The 16418-nt window shown below is 58.5% G+C and carries 15 protein-coding genes and 2 pseudogenes; 4 read left to right on the forward strand and 13 right to left on the reverse strand.

The window, feature by feature from the left end; translation table 11 throughout:
- Positions 1-22: 22 nt before the first annotated feature.
- The 3 genes and pseudogenes from ACYZTU_RS27705 to ACYZTU_RS27715 form a co-directional block, all read right to left on the reverse strand.
- Positions 23-1387 (reverse strand): aspartate aminotransferase family protein, encoded by a 1365-nt coding sequence (locus ACYZTU_RS27705; RefSeq protein WP_461967003.1) that lies wholly within the window; start codon positions 1385-1387, stop codon positions 23-25.
- 57 nt (positions 1388-1444) lie between these two features.
- A complete protein-coding gene (locus ACYZTU_RS27710) occupies positions 1445-2803 on the reverse strand; it encodes a glutamine synthetase family protein (protein WP_347802449.1) in 1359 nt (452 codons plus the stop codon).
- Between the two features lie 100 nt (positions 2804-2903).
- Positions 2904-3221, reverse strand: a pseudogene (locus ACYZTU_RS27715) (gamma-glutamyl-gamma-aminobutyrate hydrolase family protein); the annotation flags it as partial.
- A 278-nt stretch (positions 3222-3499) separates the two neighbouring features.
- Here ACYZTU_RS27715 and ACYZTU_RS27720 point away from each other — a divergent pair.
- Both ACYZTU_RS27720 and ACYZTU_RS27725 read left to right on the forward strand, forming a co-directional pair.
- Complete coding sequence (locus tag ACYZTU_RS27720) at positions 3500-4876, forward strand: glutamine synthetase family protein (RefSeq protein WP_282376101.1); 1377 nt, start codon at positions 3500-3502, stop codon at positions 4874-4876.
- 127 nt (positions 4877-5003) lie between these two features.
- Complete coding sequence (locus ACYZTU_RS27725) at positions 5004-5639, forward strand: TetR/AcrR family transcriptional regulator (RefSeq protein ID WP_461971181.1); 636 nt, start codon at positions 5004-5006, stop codon at positions 5637-5639.
- Positions 5640-5682: 43 nt separating this feature from the next.
- Here ACYZTU_RS27725 and ACYZTU_RS27730 read toward each other — a convergent pair whose 3' ends face one another.
- The 8 genes from ACYZTU_RS27730 to ACYZTU_RS27765 form a co-directional block, all read right to left on the reverse strand.
- Positions 5683-5898: a TOBE domain-containing protein gene (locus ACYZTU_RS27730; protein ID WP_461967007.1), complete on the reverse strand. Its 216-nt coding sequence runs from the start codon at positions 5896-5898 to the stop codon at positions 5683-5685.
- 31 nt (positions 5899-5929) lie between these two features.
- Positions 5930-6736, reverse strand: coding sequence for an aliphatic sulfonates ABC transporter ATP-binding protein (gene ssuB, locus ACYZTU_RS27735; RefSeq protein ID WP_129440195.1), 807 nt, complete (start codon positions 6734-6736; stop codon positions 5930-5932).
- The gene (gene ssuC / locus ACYZTU_RS27740; protein WP_461967009.1) at positions 6733-7515 is read right to left on the reverse strand and encodes an aliphatic sulfonate ABC transporter permease SsuC; all 783 of its coding nucleotides are present in this window, start codon (positions 7513-7515) and stop codon (positions 6733-6735) included. The genes ssuB and ssuC overlap by 4 nt, the downstream gene beginning before the upstream one ends.
- 8 nt (positions 7516-7523) lie before the next feature.
- Positions 7524-8672, reverse strand: coding sequence for an FMNH2-dependent alkanesulfonate monooxygenase (gene ssuD / locus ACYZTU_RS27745; RefSeq protein ID WP_461967011.1), 1149 nt, complete (start codon positions 8670-8672; stop codon positions 7524-7526).
- 25 nt (positions 8673-8697) lie between these two features.
- Positions 8698-9678 carry a sulfonate ABC transporter substrate-binding protein gene (locus tag ACYZTU_RS27750; RefSeq protein ID WP_461967013.1) on the reverse strand — a complete coding sequence of 327 codons (981 nt, stop codon included), beginning with the start codon at positions 9676-9678 and terminating at the stop codon, positions 8698-8700.
- 101 nt (positions 9679-9779) lie between these two features.
- On the reverse strand, positions 9780-10373 hold the full coding sequence (gene ssuE / locus ACYZTU_RS27755) for an NADPH-dependent FMN reductase (protein ID WP_461967015.1): 594 nt from the start codon (positions 10371-10373) through the stop codon (positions 9780-9782).
- Positions 10374-10574: 201 nt separating this feature from the next.
- A complete protein-coding gene (locus ACYZTU_RS27760; protein ID WP_461967017.1) occupies positions 10575-11213 on the reverse strand; it encodes a peroxiredoxin in 639 nt (212 codons plus the stop codon).
- Positions 11214-11508: 295 nt separating this feature from the next.
- Positions 11509-12873 carry an OprD family porin gene (locus tag ACYZTU_RS27765; RefSeq protein ID WP_461967019.1) on the reverse strand — a complete coding sequence of 455 codons (1365 nt, stop codon included), beginning with the start codon at positions 12871-12873 and terminating at the stop codon, positions 11509-11511.
- A gap of 365 nt (positions 12874-13238) precedes the next feature.
- Between ACYZTU_RS27765 and tauA the strand changes: the two are divergent.
- Positions 13239-13491: pseudogene (tauA, locus tag ACYZTU_RS27770) on the forward strand (taurine ABC transporter substrate-binding protein); the annotation flags it as partial.
- Positions 13463-13633, forward strand: a complete 171-nt coding sequence (locus ACYZTU_RS27775) for a hypothetical protein (RefSeq protein WP_461971209.1) — start codon at positions 13463-13465, stop codon at positions 13631-13633. The pseudogene tauA and the gene ACYZTU_RS27775, both read left to right, overlap by 29 nt.
- 71 nt (positions 13634-13704) lie before the next feature.
- Here ACYZTU_RS27775 and argA read toward each other — a convergent pair whose 3' ends face one another.
- Positions 13705-15003, reverse strand: coding sequence for an amino-acid N-acetyltransferase (gene argA / locus ACYZTU_RS27780; RefSeq protein ID WP_461967021.1), 1299 nt, complete (start codon positions 15001-15003; stop codon positions 13705-13707).
- 135 nt (positions 15004-15138) lie between these two features.
- Entirely contained in the window at positions 15139-16296 is a 1158-nt protein-coding gene (gene argE, locus ACYZTU_RS27785; protein ID WP_461967023.1) for an acetylornithine deacetylase, read from the reverse strand.
- Positions 16297-16418 lie beyond the last annotated feature (122 nt).

Genomic DNA, 16418 nt, shown 5'->3' on the forward strand with positions numbered 1-16418 from the left:
CACCCCGCTCAGAGCCTAGCACTTAGCCCTGCAATGCACTCAGGGTCAGGTCCAGACACTTGCGTGCCTTGGTCATCAACTCATCGATTTCTGCCGGTGTAATCACCAGTGGTGGAGCAATGATCATGGTGTCGCCGACGGCGCGCATGATCAGGCCATTTTCGAAACAGAACGTGCGGCAAATCATGCCGGCGCCCTTGCCTTCGTAACGCTTGCGCGTGCCCTTGTCCTGCACCAGTTCGATCGCCCCCAGCAGCCCCACCCCGCGGACTTCCCCCACCAATGGGTGATCGCTCAGTTCCCGTAGACGCTTTTGCAAATAGGGTGCCGTTTCTGCACGAACGCGCTCGATAATTTTTTCTTCGCGCAGGATACGGATGTTTTCCAGTGCCACCGCGGCGGCCACCGGGTGCCCGGAATAGGTGAAACCGTGGTTGAAATCGCCACCTTCGTTGAGCACCGCAACCACTTCGTCACGCACGATCAGGCCACCCATAGGGATGTAGCCGGACGTCAAGCCCTTGGCGATGGTCATCATATCGGGTCTGAGGTCGAAGAAATCGCTACCGAACCACTCACCGGTACGGCCGAAACCACAGATCACTTCGTCAGCCACGAACAGGATGTCGTACTTGGCGAGGATTTCTTTGATGCGCGGCCAGTAGGTGTCTGGCGGAATGATCACGCCGCCGGCGCCCTGGATCGGCTCGGCGATAAAGGCACCGACGTTGTCCACGCCGACTTCCAAAATCTTCTCTTCCAGCTGATTGGCCGCCCAGATACCGAACTCTTCCGGCGTCATGTCGCCGCCTTCAGCGAACCAGTACGGCTGCGCGATGTGGACGATGCCCGGGATCGGCAAATCGCCTTGTTCGTGCATGTACGTCATGCCACCCAGGCTCGCGCCGGCCACGGTGGAACCGTGATAACCGTTCTTACGGCTGATGATGACTTTCTTCTTCGGCTGGCCCTTGATCGCCCAGTAGTGACGAACCATCCGCAGCATGGTGTCGTTGCCTTCAGAGCCGGAACCGGTGAAGAACACGTGGTTCATGCCTTGCGGTGCGATGTCGGCGATGGCCTTGGCCAATTCCAGCACTGGCGGGTGAGCCGTCTGGAAGAACAGGTTGTAGTAAGGCAGTTCGCGCATTTGTTTGCTGGCGGCATCGGCCAGTTCATCGCGACCGTAGCCGATTGCTACGCACCACAGGCCGGCCATGCCGTCGAGAATCTTGTTGCCTTCGCTGTCCCAGAGGTAAACGCCCTTGGCGCTGGTGATGATCCGCGGGCCTTTCTCTTTCAGCTGCTTGAAGTCGCTGAACGGGGCCAGGTGGTGATCGTTGCTCAGGGTTTGCCATTCACGGGTTTGCGGGTTGTTGCTGGTCATGCGAATTCTCCTAAGATTTCAGTGAAAGCGCCGCCAATATCAGCGGCGCCCGGCGCATCAGACGGCGAAAAGCAGGAATTCCCGCTCCCACGAACTGATCACGCGCTTGAAGTTTTCATGCTCGGCCCGCTTGACCGCGACGTAGCCAGTGATGAATTTCTTGCCCAGGTACTTCTCGATAGTCGCGCTGTGTTCCATGCGTTCCAGCGCGTCTTCGATGGTCAGTGGCAAACGCAGGTTGCGGCGTTCATAGCCACGCCCCACCACCGGAGCACTCGGGTTCAAGCCTTCGACCATGCCGATGTAACCGCAGAGCAGGCTCGCGGCAATCGCCAGGTACGGGTTGGCGTCGGCGCCCGGCAGGCGGTTTTCCACCCGACGGTTTTGCGGCCCGGCATCCGGAACCCGCAGGCCCACGGTACGGTTCTCTTCGCCCCACTCCACGTTCACCGGTGCAGAGGTGTCCGGCAGGAAGCGGCGGAACGAGTTGACGTTAGGCGCGAACAGCGGCAACAGCTCGGGGATCAGTTTCTGCAAACCACCGATGTGGTTCAGGAACAACTGGCTCATGCTCCCGTCTTCATTGGAGAAGACGTTCTTGCCGGTCTCGATATCGATGATGCTCTGGTGCAAGTGCATCGCACTGCCCGGCTCGCCGGTCATGGGCTTGGCCATGAAGGTGGCTGCCACGTTGTGCTTGAGCGCGGCTTCGCGCATGGTGCGCTTGAACACCAGGATCTGGTCGGCCAGAGACAGGGCATCGCCGTGACGGAAGTTGATTTCCATCTGCGCCGTGCCGTCCTCGTGGATCAGCGTGTCGAGGTCCAGCTCCTGCAATTCGCACCAGTCGTAGACGTCTTCGAACAACGGATCGAATTCGTTCGCCGCTTCAATCGAGAAGGACTGGCGACCCGTTTCCGGGCGACCTGAGCGGCCAACCGGTGGTTGCAGCGGGAAGTCCGGGTCCTCGCAACGCTTGGTCAGGTAGAACTCCATTTCTGGCGCCACGATCGGCTGCCAGCCCCTGTCGGAATAGAGTTTCAGAACCTTTTTCAGCACGTTGCGCGGCGACAGCTCGATCGGGTTGCCTTGTTTGTCGTAGGTGTCGTGGATCACCTGGGCAGTGGGCTCGATAGCCCAAGGCACCAGGAACACCGCGTTCTGGTCGGGACGGCAGATCATGTCGATGTCGGCCGGGTCGAGCAGTTCGTAATAGATGTCGTCTTCGACATAGTCGCCGGTCACGGTCTGCAACAGAACGCTCTCGGGCAGGCGCATGCCTTTTTCGGCAATGAACTTGTTGGTCGGCGAAATCTTGCCCCGGGTGATCCCGGTCAAGTCGGCGATCATGCATTCGACTTCTGTGATCTTGTGGTCTTTCAACCAATCGGTGAGCTGGTCGAGGTTGTTACTCATAAATGCCTCTTAGGCTTGGTTTCCTGACTCTTATAAGTCAGGCGTTGTTTGACGCATCGGCGTCGCGTGATACAGATTGCCACTGCAATTGCCGCGCACCAACACCCGCACGGCTAATGGCGCGGGTGAGCGAGATAAGATCAGGCCGTGCAGAATCATGAGCAATGCTCGACACGTTGGTCGGGCCGGCCCGGTAAAACGGTTCTATATTGGAAGGACAACCGGTAAAGAGAATGTCGCGTAGTCCGTCCAGAATATCGGACGGAGCCAGCGGGTTCGCCAGGGAAGGAAGAGTCGACGGCACGCCTTTGGCAACACGGGCCTTGGCGTAAGCGTAACGATCGCCACTGATGTGATAAGCATGCAGACCGATCTGCTTAGAGCAGATGGTGATGCCGATTAACGGCAGGCGAGACATGAAGCACCCCGGTATTATTGCTGTTATGGGTTTGAATCGAGCTTAGCCTTGTTCATTTTTTTACACAACACCCCCGTAAAAAATACAACACGGTCCGCTCAAGCCTGCGGGCGCCAAAGCGCTCAAAGGCATAAAAACGCCCCAAACCGCCTCAAAAAAGCCCTACGAGCGCTTTTTTAGGGCAAAAAAGGCCTCGCTTGACTTCGGCATGCCGTTCAGGTTGACTGAAACCCGAAGAGATCAATGATTGATATTTTTAACAACAAAGGTGTTGCATCATGTCGGTACCCCCGCGTGCCGTTCAGCTTAATGAAGCGAACGCGTTCCTTAAGGAACATCCTGAGGTTCTGTACGTTGACCTTCTGATTGCGGATATGAATGGTGTGGTGCGCGGCAAGCGCATTGAACGCACCAGTCTCCACAAGGTTTACGAGAAAGGCATCAACCTGCCGGCCTCTCTATTTGCTCTGGATATCAATGGCTCGACGGTGGAAAGCACCGGTCTGGGTCTGGACATCGGCGATGCTGACCGAATCTGCTATCCAATCCCTGACACCCTGTGTAATGAGCCTTGGCAGAAGCGCCCTACCGCGCAACTGTTGATGACCATGCACGAACTGGAAGGCCAGCCGTTCTTTGCCGACCCGCGAGAAGTGCTGGCCAATGTCGTGCGCAAGTTCGACGAGATGGGCCTGACCATTTGCGCCGCCTTCGAACTGGAGTTCTACCTGATCGACCAGGAGAACGTGAACGGTCGTCCGCAACCGCCACGCTCGCCAGTGTCTGGCAAACGCCCGCACTCGACACAGGTCTACCTGATCGACGACCTCGACGAATACGTCGACTGCCTCCAGGACATTCTGGAAGGGGCGAAAGAGCAAGGCATCCCGGCCGACGCGATCGTCAAGGAAAGTGCCCCGGCGCAGTTCGAAGTGAACCTGCACCACGTGGCCGACCCGATCAAGGCCTGCGACTACGCGGTTCTGCTCAAGCGTCTGATCAAAAACATCGCCTACGACCATGAAATGGACACCACCTTCATGGCCAAGCCTTACCCCGGCCAGGCGGGCAACGGTCTGCACGTACACATTTCGATTCTTGATAAAGATGGCAAAAACATTTTTGCCAGCGAGGATCCCGAGCAGAACGCCGCACTGCGTCACGCGATCGGCGGTGTGCTCGAGACCCTACCGGCGCAGATGGCTTTCCTCTGCCCGAACGTCAACTCCTACCGTCGTTTCGGCGCACAGTTCTACGTGCCGAATGCACCGTGCTGGGGTTTGGACAACCGTACTGTTGCGGTGCGCGTGCCGACCGGTTCCGCCGACGCGGTCCGTCTGGAACACCGCGTTGCCGGCGCCGATGCCAACCCGTACCTGCTGATGGCTTCGGTCCTGGCAGGCGTGCACCACGGCCTGACCAACAAGATCGAGCCAGGCGCACCCGTGGAAGGCAACTCCTACGAGCAGAACGAGCAAAGCCTGCCGAACAACCTGCGCGATGCATTGCGTGAGTTGGACGACAGCGAAGTCATGGCCAAGTACATCGATCCGAAATACATCGATATCTTCGTCGCGTGTAAAGAGAGCGAGCTGGAGGAGTTCGAACACTCCATCTCCGACCTCGAGTACAACTGGTACCTGCATACCGTGTAAGCGGTTGCAGTAAAAAAAACGCCGCAGGCCTCACAGCTTGCGGCGTTTTTTTATGGTCAATCACCCAACCTTTATGGATCATCCCCAAGCTCTGCGTACAATGCCCGCTGCCCTGCAGGAGACACCAATGACCCGACTCGCCACCCCACGCAAACCCCGCGCACGCAGCCAGGCCCGGATCGATTCGATACTCGATGCCGCCCGCACGCTGCTGGCTGCCGAGGGCGTGGCCAGCCTGTCGATCTACAGCGTCGCCGAACGCGCGGAGATCCCGCCCTCCTCCGTCTACCACTTCTTTGCCAGCGTCCCGGCGCTGCTCGAAGCCCTGACGGCTGACGTCCACGCGGCGTTCCGTGCCTGCCTGCAAGCGCCCATCGACCACACCGCCCTGAACGGCTGGCGCGATCTGTCGCGACTGGTGGAGCAACGCATGCTCGCGATCTACAGCGAGGACGCCGCCGCCCGCCAGCTCATTCTTGCCCAACACGGGTTGACCGAGGTCACCCAGGCCGACCGTCAGCACGACATCGAACTCGGCGACCTGATGCACAAACTCTTTGACCATCACTTCGAGCTGCCGACGCTACCGGCCGACATCGATGTGTTTGCCCTGGCCATGGAGCTCGGCGACCGCGTCTACGCGCGCTCGGTGCAACAACACGGGCAGATCACCCCGCGCATGGCCGAAGAAGGCATGCGGGTATTCGACGCCTATCTGGGCCTGTATTTGCCGCCCTACCTGCCGAAGCGCCCCGCGCTCTGATCGTTCCCACGCTTTGGTGGGAACGATCAGAGCTCGCACACGCTTACAACTTGGCGATCGACACCTCGGTGGATTTCACGAACGCGATCACTTCGCTGCCGACCACCAGTTCCAGCTCTTTCACCGAGCGAGTGGTGATCACCGAGGTGACGATGCCGGAAGCGGTCTGTACGTCGATTTCCGACAACACGTCACCGAGTACGATTTCCTTGATTGCGCCTTTGAACTGGTTGCGAACGTTGATGGTTTTGATCGTCATGAGGTTGATTCCTGTCGTTGGATAAGGCTGGTTATTGAGCCCAACGCAATTGCGTGGGCAATGGTGAAACAGGTTCCGGTGCTGGCGGCTCGCCGGGCAATGCCAGCACGCGATTGAGGACTTCGGTTTCCAGCGCCGCCAGCCGATGGGAGCCGCGAACCCGAGGGCGCGGCAACTCGACGTGCAGGTCGAGGCCGACTTCGCCCTCCTCGATCAGGATCACCCGATCGGCAATCGCCACCGCTTCACTGACGTCGTGGGTGACCAGCAACACGGTGAAACCGTGTTTCTGCCAGAGCCGCTCGATCAGCTGCTGCATTTCAATTCGGGTCAGCGCATCCAGCGCGCCCAGCGGTTCGTCCAGCAACAGCAAACGCGGTTGATGGATCAGCGCGCGGGCCAAGGCCACACGTTGCTTTTGCCCGCCGGACAAGGCGGCCGGCCATTCATTGGCGCGGTCTGCCAGACCTACCGACTCCAAGGCTTCCAGCGCTTGTGGCCGCCAGTTGCCCTTGAGCCCGAGGCCGACGTTGTCGATGACCTTTTTCCATGGCAGCAAACGCGCTTCCTGGAACATCAGTCGGGTGTCTTCCCGCGCCTCACTCAACGGCGCGGAACCAGCGAGCAATTCACCGCCCGTGGGTTTGTCGAGACCGGCGAGCAAGCGCAGCAAGGTACTTTTGCCGCAACCGCTACGACCGACCACGGCGACAAACTGGCCGGCCGGGATGTGCAGATCGATCTCACGCAGCACCTGCCGCGATCCAAAAGTTTTTTGCAGTTTGCGCACTACCAGGGGAATGCCGCGCAGCAGGCGTGGAGGTTGTTGAGCCGTCATGCCGCACCTCCCTTGGTAACCTGATAGGCCGGGTGCCAGCGCAACCACACGCGTTCAAGTCCACGGGCCGCGAGGTCGGCGAGTTTGCCGAGCACGGCGTACAAGAGAATCGCCAGTACCACCACGTCGGTCTGCAAGAACTCTCGGGCATTCATCGCCAGGTAGCCAATGCCGGAGCTCGCAGAAATGGTTTCCGCCACGATCAGGGTCAACCACATGAAACCGAGGGCGAAGCGCACACCGACCAGAATCGAAGGCAGCGCGCCCGGCAGAATCACCTGACGGAACAGGCTGAAACCGGACAAGCCATAACTGCGGGACATTTCCACCAGCGCCGGATCGACGTTGCGGATGCCGTGATAGGTGTTGAGATAGATCGGGAACAACGTGCCCAATGCCACCAGAAAAATCTTCGCCGACTCATCAATGCCGAACCACAGGATCACCAGCGGAATCAGCGCCAGGTGCGGCACGTTACGGATCATCTGCACCGAACTGTCGAGCAGCCGTTCGCCCCATTTCGACAGGCCGGTGATGAAACCCAGCGTCAGACCGATGCTGCCGCCGATGGCGAAGCCCGACGCTGCGCGCCAGCCGCTGATCGCCAGGTGAGTCCAGATTTCACCGCTGTGCACCAGACCCACGCCGGCTTCGATGACGGCGATTGGCGCCGGCAAGATCCGTGTCGATAACCAGCCCGCCGACACCGACAACTGCCACACCGCCAGCAGCAAAACAGGTAACGCCCAAGGCGCAAGGCTGTGGATAAGTTTCTTCATGGCGCGCCTCAGCTCTGCGACGCGGCTTTGGGGAGGATGTCGTTGGCAACCATCTCACCAAACGGGCTGACGTAACCGGCGCCTTTTGGCGCCTCGGGACGCTCGATGTCCAGGTGCGGGAACAGCAACTCAGCAACGCGGTAAGACTCTTCCAGGTGTGGATAACCGGAGAAGATGAACGTGTCGATGCCCAAGTCCGCGTATTCCTTCACGCGGGCGGCCACGGTTGGACCGTCGCCCACCAGCGCCGTGCCAGCACCGCCGCGCACCAGGCCGACACCGGCCCACAGGTTGGGGCTGACTTCCAGATTGTCGCGGCTGCCACCGTGCAATGCGGCCATGCGTTGCTGACCGACCGAGTCGAATCGCGCCAGAGAGGCCTGGGCACGCGCGATGGTTTCGTCATCCAGATGAGAGATCAGCCGATCCGCCGCTTGCCAGGCTTCGGCATTGGTTTCACGAACGATCACATGCAGACGAATGCCGAAGCGCACGGTGCGCCCGAGCTTCGCGGCTTTAGCGCGTACTTGTTCGATCTTCTCGGCAACGGCTGCCGGAGGTTCGCCCCAGGTCAGGACCATTTCGACCTGCTCTGCCGCGAGGTCTTGCGCCGCTTCCGAAGATCCACCGAAGTACAGCGGTGGACGCGGTTGCTGTATTGGCGGATAGAGCAACTTCGCTCCCTTCACGCTGATGTGCTGACCGTCGTAATCGACGGTTTCGCCTTCCAGCACGCGGCGCCAGATACGGGTGAATTCCACCGAGGCTTGATAGCGTTCTTCGTGAGTCAGGAACAAACCGTCGCCGGCCAATTCTTCCGGATCACCACCGGTGACCAAATTGAACAACGCACGACCGCCGGACAGGCGATCCAGCGTCGCGGCTTGACGCGCTGCCACCGTCGGGGAAATGATCCCGGGGCGCAGGGCGACGAGGAATTTCAAACGCTGGGTCACCGGAATCAGTGACGCCGCTACCAGCCACGAGTCTTCGCACGAGCGACCGGTAGGAATAAGCACCCCACCGAAGCCCAGGCGATCCGCCGCTTGCGCAACTTGTTGCAGATAACCGTGGTCGACGGCGCGAGCACCTTCGGAGGTGCCAAGGTAATGGCCGTCGCCGTGAGTAGGCAGGAACCAGAAGATATTGAGGCTCATGGAGTGGTCTCCTTAGGGAATCGAATTACTGAGCTTTGGCAACGGCCGCCGGTGGCGTCCAGATCACGTCTTTGATGCTCAGCGGCTTTGGAATCAGCTTGAGCTGGTAGAAGCTGTCGGCGATTTTCTGTTGCGCGGCGACCACTTCAGGCGTGAGGAACAGCGCGCCGTAGCCTTGGCGTTTCACCGAAGTCAGGGTGATGTCCGCTGGCAGGCCGAGCAGCGGTGAGACTTGTTTAGTCACCTCGATGGGATTGGCCCTGGACCATTCGCCGACCGCACGCACTTCTTCCACCAAGGTCTTGATCACCTCTGGATTTTTCTGCGCATAAGGCTTGGTCGCGAGGTAGAACTGATGGTTGTCGACGATGCCTTGGCCATCACGCAAGGTGCGTGCTTGCAGTTGCTGTTCGGCGGCAGCCTGGTACGGGTCCCAGATCACCCAGGCATCGACGCTGCCACGCTCGAACGCGGCGCGGGCATCGGCCGGCGGGAGGAATACGGTCTGGATGTCGGTGTATTTGAGGCCGGCGTCTTCCAGTGCGCGGACCAGCAAGTAGTGAACGTTGGAACCTTTGTTCAGGACGACTTTCTTGCCCTTGAGGTCCTGCACCGATTTGATCGGTGAGTCCTTCGGCACCAGGATCGCTTCGCTGTGAGGAGCAGGCGGTTCGTACGCGACGTAGAGCAGATCGGCGCCGGCGGCTTGAGCGAATACGGGTGGCGTTTCACCCGTAACGCCGAAGTCGATGGAGCCGACGTTCAGGCCTTCGAGCAGCTGCGGGCCGCCGGGGAATTCAGTCCATTGCACGTCCACGCCTTGGGTGGCGAGGCGTTTTTCCAGAGTGCCTTTGGCTTTGAGCAGCACCAAAGTGCCGTACTTTTGATAACCGATTCTTAGCACGCCTTCATGGGTAGAAAGCGCTTGAGCTTGAGTAATGGCGCCGAAGGTTACAGCCGCAGCAAACAGAGCGACCAGACCACGACGCAAAATGACAGTGCGCATGGCGCTCTCCTTTTTGCAGTTAGGTTTTGGCTGCACCTGCTTGCCCGTTAGCGGGCGAGTAAGGCCAGTACATCAATTTCGGGTGAGGCTTAAGTGCTGGCTTAAATGCTCCAGCGAGCACTCAACAAACGTTCATTCAACAGGTTCGGATCGATCGGCTTGGGCCGTCGGGCCATGGCGCTGAAAAACAGCTCCAGCGATTCATTCAGTCGCTGTTCCAGCTCGGGTACCAACTGCGCCTGGGCGCTGCCTTCGCCGTAAGCGATCTGGCTGTCCACGGCGAAAATCCCGTGGAGCATTTCCTGGGCTTTCAACGCCGACAGCACCGGCTTGAGCGCGTAATCGACCGCCAGCATGTGGGCGATGCTGCCACCGGTGGCCATTGGCAAAACCACCTTGTGGGCCAAGGCGCGCTCGGGCAGCAGGTCCAGCACGGTTTTCAATGCACCGGAGAACGACGCCTTGTACACAGGTGTAGCGATCAGCAGGCCATCGGCGTTTTCAATTTGCTGCAGCAGGTCGATGACCTTCGGGCTGTCGAAGCGTGCATGCAGCAAGTCTTCAGCCGGGAAGTCCCGTACCTGGTAACTCACCACTTCCACACCTTGCGCTTGCAACCAACGTTGGGAGCGCTCCAGCAGCACCCCGGAACGGGAGCGTAGGCTGGGACTGCCACCGAGTGAGACGACCAGCATTCAGGCGATTCCTTGAACGGTGTTGGCGATTCGCGGCTTGCGATCTCGCTGTGATGGAGTGACCTTAACAGGTGATTGTTATATCCATAAATCATATTTATTCATTTGGTTATTCTTTGTAGGTCTATGCAAAACATCATTTCCAAGGACAAAAAAAAGGCCGTAAAAACGGCCTGAAATCCCCTGCTTTGTGGAATTCGTTCAACGATTCGGCTGTGGCGTCAGACGCAGGTACGGCTTCACCGCGCGATAGCCCTTGGGAAAACGTTTCTGGATTTCGTCTTCATCCTTGAGCGACGGCACGATCACCACTTCATCACCGTCCTGCCAGTTGGCCGGCGTGGCCACCTTGTAGTTGTCGGTGAGTTGCAGCGAGTCGATCACCCGCAGAATTTCATGGAAGTTACGGCCGGTGCTCGCCGGGTAGGTGATGGTCAGCCGAACCTTTTTGTTCGGGTCGATCACGAACAGCGAGCGCACAGTCAGGGTGTCGCTGGCGTTCGGGTGGATCAGGTCGTAAAGGTCCGACACCTTGCGGTCGGCGTCGGCGAGGATCGGGAAATTGACGAAGGTGTTCTGGGTTTCGTTGATGTCCTCGATCCACTGGTGGTGCGAGTCCACCGGGTCCACGGAAAGAGCAATGGCTTTCACACCGCGCTGGGCAAATTCGTCCTTGAGCTTGGCAGTGAAGCCCAACTCGGTGGTGCACACCGGGGTAAAGTCCGCCGGGTGGGAAAACAGCACGCCCCAGCTATCGCCCAGCCATTCGTGGAAACGGAGGGTACCGGCGCTGGAATCCTGTTCGAAGTCGGGGGCGATATCGCCCAGTCTGAGGCTCATGGTGCTGCTCCTGGTGAGTGCTTGTTGAGGTCAACTGTGCCTGCATTTCTTATTCATTAAAAAGAATAAATATCGATTTGTTTAGATCGTAAATGAATATTAAAAATGTGTTCATTGGACCTTGGCGACGATCAGGACGACTATCGCCCACAAGGTTCGAGAAGGCCTTGAGTTGCTGCACAAAGAGGGAAATTTCGAGGAGGGTTTACGGGGGTGAGCCTGACTTGAAAACGCAAAAGCCCCGCCCGGCGTGATGCCGGGCGGGGCTTTTTTTACTTCAGTTACGCGAGTGCTATTACAACAGCGGGATCGAGTAGCTGACGATCAGACGGTTTTCGTCCTGATCACGCACGCCCACCATGTCGGTGCGCCACATAGCGTTTCTCCAAGCAATGCCAAGGTTTTTCAGCGGGCCTTCCTGAATGACGTAAGCAACAGAGATGTCACGTTCCCACTCGGATTGCCCGGTAGTCTTGGCGCGAGCAGCAGTGTTGGCCACGGTATCGATGTCGCTACCCTTCAGGTAGACAACACCGGCGGTCAAACCAGGAACGCCCATCTTGGCGAAGTCGTAAGCGTAACGAGCTTGCCAGGTACGCTCGCCGGCACGGGCGAATTTCTGGATCTGCATGTCGGTAGTCAGATAAGCCGACGAACCGTCACCCTGATTCAGCCAAGGGAAGTCGCTGCTGCCGTTGCTGACCTGATAGCCGCCTCCGAAGGTGTGACCGGCAACCGAGTACAGGAACAAGCCGCTATACAGGTTGTTGTCGACCTTGCCACGACCGGCGCGGAAACCGTCGTAATTACCCGATGTGTAGTAAGCGGTATCGTGACCGTTGGCACCGTCATCGGAGCTGTTGAAGTAACGCAGGTCAGACTTCAAAACGCCCGGACCGATCGACCAGTTATGGGTCAGACCGAGGAAGTGTTGTTTGTAGAAATCTTCCAGGTTGCCGTAGTAGTACTGGGCAGTCAGGTCTTTGGTGATCTTGTAGTCACCACCGGCATAGTAGAACTTGTTGCTGTCGCGAAAGTTCACACCGCGGGTGTTCGCACCAGCCAGCGACAGGCTTTCGTTATCGGTGGAGTTACGGCCCTTGGCCTTCTCAATCTGACCGGCAACCAACGTCAGGTCTTTAATGTCGTTGGTAGTGATTTGACCGCCCTGGAAAGTTTGCGGCAGCAAACGACCGTCGTTAGTCACGATAACCGGCAATTTTGGTTGCAGAGTACCCAACTTCAACTCTGTCTGAGAGACCTTAACCTTACCGGTCACACCCAAACTGGCGTAATCATGGACAGCCTTGTTGCCGTCACTTGGGAACACAGTACCGCCTGAAGCCGTACCGGTATAGTTGCCATGGTCTTCGCGGCTGGAATCCAGTCGCACGCCATACAGGCCAATGGCGTCAACACCGAATTGGACAGTACCTTGGGTGTAACCCGAGATAAAGCGCAGATCGAAGCCTTGACCCCATTCCGCGTTCTTGCTCCTGGTGTTAGACGTTGCCGATGGATGGCCATTACGGTTATCGGTGTTGATGTAGAAGTTACGCAGCCCCAAAGTAGCCTTGCTGTCTTCGATGAAACCGGCGGCGCCTGCCTGCTGCGCCAAAACCCCTACGGCCACAGCCAGGGCCAAAGTGGACTTGTTCATTTGTTTCGCTCCTATCGTTTCTAATTCTTGTGTTCCTGGTCCTGGGTCGAGTGCCCCGGATCCTAAGATGCGCGATTAGCGCCAGACCGTGACTGACAAGTCAACGTAACTATGTGTGTCTACGACCAAGGTCTAACCGCAGTTATTTGGTCCCTGCAAGGGTAATGGCTTCTTCATAAAGCAAAAAAGAACTATTTTATTCTTTTTAATACCATTATGGAATATAGCCCCGCGCTAAGCTTCTGAGCCGGACACAACGTATCGGCACATAAGCTAATTCCTAAATGGTATTTGCTAGCCTTTTTTTAGATCGATTAGCTTTGACGCAGCCCCTAAACCTCAATCCCTATCGAAAAAGCGACACGATGATGGCCAAACGCGCACTATCTAGTCAATTTGTTACAGTTTGTGTATCGCTCGCATTTTCTTTTACCGCCCATGCAGCGAACCTCACCGTCGGTTCTCAAACCGATATCGACCCCAGCAAAGTCCCCCAGGCAGATGGACTCTACGAGAAAACCATCGGCCAGAAAATTGACTAGCGTCGTTTCAATGGCGGCCCGGAAGTGGTTAGCCATTGCTTCCGGCGATGTGCAGATCGGCAACCGCGGCTCAGCCCTTCCCGGATGCCAAGGCTCAACAGACCACCGCGCTGCTGGACGGCGGCACGGCCAAGGCCATTGGTGAAACGACGAAGTTCTTGAAGGAACAAGGGGAGGTCGGACGGTGCTGCCGGATTATTCGCCGTATGTCAGCGTGAGGTCCGTCACTGAATAACAGGCTGAACATCTGTGGCGAGGGGGCTTGTCGGACCGCCGCATCGCCACAGAGTTACAAGGTCTTTTCGAAGATCTTCGAATTACGCTGAAAGTTGTATAACGATGCCCGCGCCGACGGCAGGCGTTCGACGCTGCTGGGCACGAAACCACGCTCGCGAAACCAGTGAGCAGTCCGGGTAGTCAGTACGAACAAGGTTTTCAACCCTTGCGCCCGGGCGCGGGTTTCGATGCGTTCCAGCAGCTCATCACCACGACCGCCATGGCGGTATTCCGGGTTCACCGCCAGACATGCCAACTCCCCCGCATCCGAATCAGCAATTTGATACAGCGCTGCACAGGCGATGATCATGCCTTCGCGTTCGACCACACTGAACTGTTCGATCTCACGCTCCAGCACCTCACGGGAACGCCGCACCAGAATGCCTTGCTCTTCCAGCGGGCTGATCAAATCCAGCAAGCCGCCGACGTCTTCGATGGCCGCTTCGCGCACAATCTCGAATTGCTCCTGGGCCACCAGCGTACCGCCACCGTCACGGGTGAACAGTTCAGTCAGCAGCGCGCCGTCTTCGGCGTAGCTGACGATATGACTGCGCGCCACACCACCGCGGCAGGCCTCAGCGGCCGCATCCAAAAGCTCAGCCTGATAGTTGCTGCCCAGGCGCTGCAGATGCGCCGGCACTTGTTGCGGACGCAACTCACGAACCAGCCGACCGTTTTCATCGATCAGCCCCAGGTCCGCGCCGAACAACAGCAACTTGTCCGCCCCCAGATCGATGGCCGCGCGAGTGGCGACGTCTTCGCAGGCGAGGTTGAAAATCTCACCGGTCGGCGAGTAACCCAGTGGCGACAACAGCACGATGGAGCGTTCATCCAGCAGACGATTGATGCCCTTGCGGTCGACCCGACGCACTTCGCCGGTGTGGTGATAGTCGACGCCTTCGAGCACGCCGATCGGCCGCGCCGTCACCAGATTGCCGCCGGCCACCCGCAGACGCGAGCCCTGCATCGGCGATGAAGCCATGTCCATGGACAGTCGCGCTTCGATGGCGATACGCAGCTGGCCGACCGCATCGATCACGCACTCAAGGGTCGCGGCATCGGTGATGCGCATCCCATGGTGGTAATGCGGGGTCAGGCCGCGCGCAGTGAGGCGGGTTTCAATTTGCGGACGGGAACCGTGAACCAGCACCAGTCGCACGCCCAGGCTGTGCAACAGCACCAGGTCATGGACGATATTGCCGAAGTTCGGGTGCTCCACGCCGTCGCCGGGCAGCATGACGACGAAGGTGCAATCACGGTGGGCGTTGATGTAAGGCGAAGCATGACGAAGCCAATTAACGTATTCGGGCATGAACCTGGGCCTGTAATAAATAGCAGCCAAAAAATGGGCGAAACTGAAAACGCACAGCGGGCTGATGGTTATCGTCGGAACAGGCTTGGCGACACGCGCGCTCTCCTCATGAATACGGGTTGGGATGCTGGCAATTTATACGGCTTGGGCCGGTGTGAGGCAGTAATGTTCAATCAGTTGTCGTAATAGATGCACGGTAGGCTGCAAACGTGACATTTCGAGGTATTCCCCCGGTTGGTGCGCGCAGGCGATATCACCAGGCCCCAGCACCAGTGTTTCGCAGCCAAGACGCTGAAGATAAGGCGCTTCGGTGCCGAACGCCACTGCTTCGGCGCGATGACCAGTGAGCTTTTCCGCGACCCGGACCAATTCGGCGTCCTCGGCTTGCTCGAACGGCGGCACTGCGGGGAACAGCGGCGCGTAATCGATCTTCACCTGATGCCACTCGGCAATGGGTTTGAGCTTCTGCAGAATCTGCGCGCGCAGAACATTGGGGTCCATGCCTGGCAACGGGCGCAGATCAAACTCCAGCGAACACTGGCCGCAAATGCGGTTGGGGTTATCGCCACCATGGATGCAGCCGAAATTCAGGGTCGGCGTCGGCACACCGAACTGCGGATTGCGAAATTCGCGCTGCCACAGCAGGCGCAAACCGCGCAGTTCACCGATGGCATCGTGCATGGCTTCGAGTGCGCTGTGGCCAAGGCGCGGATCCGAGGAATGGCCGCTCTGACCGAGGATGTCGATGCGCTCCATCATGATGCCTTTGTGCATGCGAATCGGCTTTAGCCCGGTCGGCTCGCCGATGACAGCGGCACGACCCAGTGGCCTCCCGGCTTCGGCCAGTGCGCGAGCGCCGGACATCGAGCTTTCTTCATCACAGGTAGCGAGGATCAGCAGCGGTTGTTTGAACGGTTGGTCGAGCAGAGGAATGACGGCTTCGATGGCCAGGGCGAAAAAACCCTTCATGTCGCAACTGCCCAGCCCGATCCAGCGGCCATCGACTTCGGTCAGCTTCAGTGGATCGGTCTGCCACAGCGCGCCATCGAACGGCACAGTGTCACTGTGACCGGCCAGCACCAGGCCCCCGGGGCCAGAACCGAAACTGGCCAGCAGGTTGAATTTGCCGGGGCTGACCTGCTGGATGTCGCAGGTAAAACCCAGATCGCCGAGCCACGTCGCCAGCAGATCAATCACTGGACGGTTGGATTGATCGAGGCTGGGTTGGGTGCAACTGACGGACGGCGTAGCGATCAGCGCAGCGAACTGATCTTTCATGGACGGCAAAGGCATCGCTGACTCCCAACTCCCGATGTGAAGTCCATCATAGAGCCATCCAGTGACAGGAATAAACCGCCGCGGCACGTAGGACTGATGAGTCCTGTACACTGCACGACCTTGGCAGCCACACATTC

The organism is Pseudomonas sp. HLT2-19-2 (assembly GCF_054898005.1).